Below are 2,500 nucleotides of genomic sequence, written 5' to 3'. Positions count from 1 at the left end.
GGCGCAGCGAAAGCGAGTCTTAAAAGGGCGCATGAGTTCGACGGATCAGACCCGAAACCAGGTGATCTAGCCATGAGCAGGATGAAGGTACGGTAACACGTACTGGAGGTCCGAACCAACACCCGTTGAAAAGGGTCTGGATGACTTGTGGCTAGGGGTGAAAGGCCAATCAAACCTGGAGATAGCTGGTTCTCCGCGAAAGCTATTTAGGTAGCGCCTCGGACGAATACCTCGGGGGGTAGAGCACTGCATGGGTGATGGGGTCCCACAGACTTACTGAGCCTAAGCAAACTCCGAATACCCGAGAGTACTATCCGGGAGACACACGGCGGGTGCTAACGTCCGTCGTGAAGAGGGAAACAACCCTGACCTGCAGCTAAGGCCCCTAATTCGTGGCTAAGTGGGAAAGCATGTGGGACGTCCAAAACAACCAGGAGGTTGGCTTAGAAGCAGCCATCCTTTAAAGATAGCGTAACAGCTCACTGGTCTAGTCAAGACGTCCTGCGGCGAAGATGTAACGGGGCTCAAGCCACGAGCCGAAGCTCAGGATGCATAGCAATATGCGTGGTAGCGGAGCGTTCCGTGATATAGCTCCATGCCTCTTGCCTTCCGTCCGCGGAAGCATGGAGGCGAGGAGCTTTCTGTGAAGCCGGCGCGTAAGCGATCCGGTGGAGAGATCGGAAGCGAGAATGTTGACATGAGTAGCGACAAACAGGGTGAGAGACCCTGTCGCCGAAAGTCCAAGGGTTCCTGCTTAAAGCTAATCTGAGCAGGGTAAGCCGGCCCCTAAGGCGAGGCCGAAAGGCGTAGTCGATGGGAACCAGGTTAATATTCCTGGGCCAGGAGGATGTGACGGATCGCAGATGTAGTTCGGCCTTATCGGATTGGTCGGGCTGCTGAGCGGTTCCTGGAAATAGCCCTCCATCAGACCGTACCCCAAACCGACACAGGTGGACTGGTAGAGAATACCAAGGCGCTTGAGAGAACCACATCAAAGGAACTCGGCAAAATGCTCCCGTAAGTTCGCGAGAAGGGAGCCCCGTCTGTAGGCAACTATGGGCGGGGGGCACAAACCAGGGGGTGGCGACTGTTTACTTAAAACACAGGGCTGTGCGAAGCCGTAAGGCGACGTATACAGTCTGACGCCTGCCCGGTGCTGGAAGGTTAAAAGGAGGGGTGCAAGCTCCGAATTGAAGCCCCAGTAAACGGCGGCCGTAACTATAACGGTCCTAAGGTAGCGAAATTCCTTGTCGGGTAAGTTCCGACCTGCACGAATGGCGTAACGATCTCCCCGCTGTCTCTGATGTGGACTCAGCGAAATTGAACTGTGTGTCAAGATGCACACTTCCCGCGGTTAGACGGAAAGACCCCATGAACCTTTACTCCAGCTTTGCACTGGCATCAGGATTGTGATGTGCAGGATAGGTGGTAGGCATCGAAGCCGGGACGCAAGTCCAGGTGGAGCCTCCCTTGAGATACCACCCTTCGCACTCTTGATGTCTAACTGCGGCCCGTTATCCGGGTCCAGGACCATGCATGGTGGGGAGTTTGACTGGGGCGGTCGCCTCCCAAATCGTAACGGAGGCGCGCGAAGGTTGGCTCAGAGCGGTCGGAAATCGCTCGTTGAGTGCAATGGCAGAAGCCAGCCTGACTGCAAGACTGACAAGTCGAGCAGAGACGAAAGTCGGCCATAGTGATCCGGTGGTCCCAAGTGGGAGGGCCATCGCTCAACGGATAAAAGGTACTCTGGGGATAACAGGCTGATGATGCCCAAGAGTCCATATCGACGGCATCGTTTGGCACCTCGATGTCGGCTCATCTCATCCTGGGGCTGGAGCAGGTCCCAAGGGTATGGCTGTTCGCCATTTAAAGAGGTACGTGAGCTGGGTTTAGAACGTCGTGAGACAGTTCGGTCCCTATCTGCCGTGGGTGTAGGAGACTTGAGAAGAGTTGCCCCTAGTACGAGAGGACCGGGGTGAACGATCCACTGGTGGACCAGTTGTCGTGCCAACGGCAGTGCTGGGTAGCTATGATCGGACAGGATAACCGCTGAAGGCATCTAAGCGGGAAGCCCCCTTCAAAACAAGGTCTCCCTTGAGAGCCGTGGAAGACCACCACGTCGATAGGCCGGAGGTGTAAGTGCAGCAATGCATTCAGCTGACCGGTACTAATTGCTCGATAGGCTTGATTTGATCCAGTAACAGCAAAACTACTGGTCAAAAGCAAAAAAACTTGAACAACCTGATGTTCCTCAAACGGGTCTTTCCTCGGTTTGGTGGTCATAGCGACAGCTAAACACCCGATCCCTTCCCGAACTCGGCCGTTAAGGGCTGCCACGCCAATGGTACTGCGTCTCAAGACGTGGGAGAGTAGGTCACCGCCAAACCTAGAAAAGACCCCATCAACGATACAAAACACCCTGACGCGGGGTGGAGCAGCCCGGTAGCTCGTCAGGCTCATAACCTGAAGGCCGCAGGTTCAAATCCTGCCCCCGCAACCA

At 55.3% G+C, this 2,500-nt stretch carries 1 tRNA gene and 2 rRNA genes (1 of these 3 cut by a window edge); all 3 read left to right on the top strand.

From position 1 onward, the window contains the following. Positions 1 to 2,192 (top strand): 23S ribosomal RNA (locus tag FOA17_RS06880) (it extends 641 nt beyond the left edge of the window). A 79-nt stretch (positions 2,193 to 2,271) separates the two neighbouring features. Beyond that, positions 2,272 to 2,386, top strand: a 5S ribosomal RNA gene (gene rrf, locus FOA17_RS06875). A 37-nt stretch (positions 2,387 to 2,423) separates the two neighbouring features. Continuing rightward, positions 2,424 to 2,500 (top strand) — tRNA-Met (locus FOA17_RS06870).

The sequence above is a fragment of the Gemmobacter caeruleus genome, assembly GCF_008271655.1.
GTDB classification, from domain to species: domain Bacteria; phylum Pseudomonadota; class Alphaproteobacteria; order Rhodobacterales; family Rhodobacteraceae; genus Gemmobacter; species Gemmobacter caeruleus.
The sequence above is the reverse complement of the archived record's forward strand: the minus strand, read 5'-3'. Positions and strand labels throughout refer to the sequence as shown.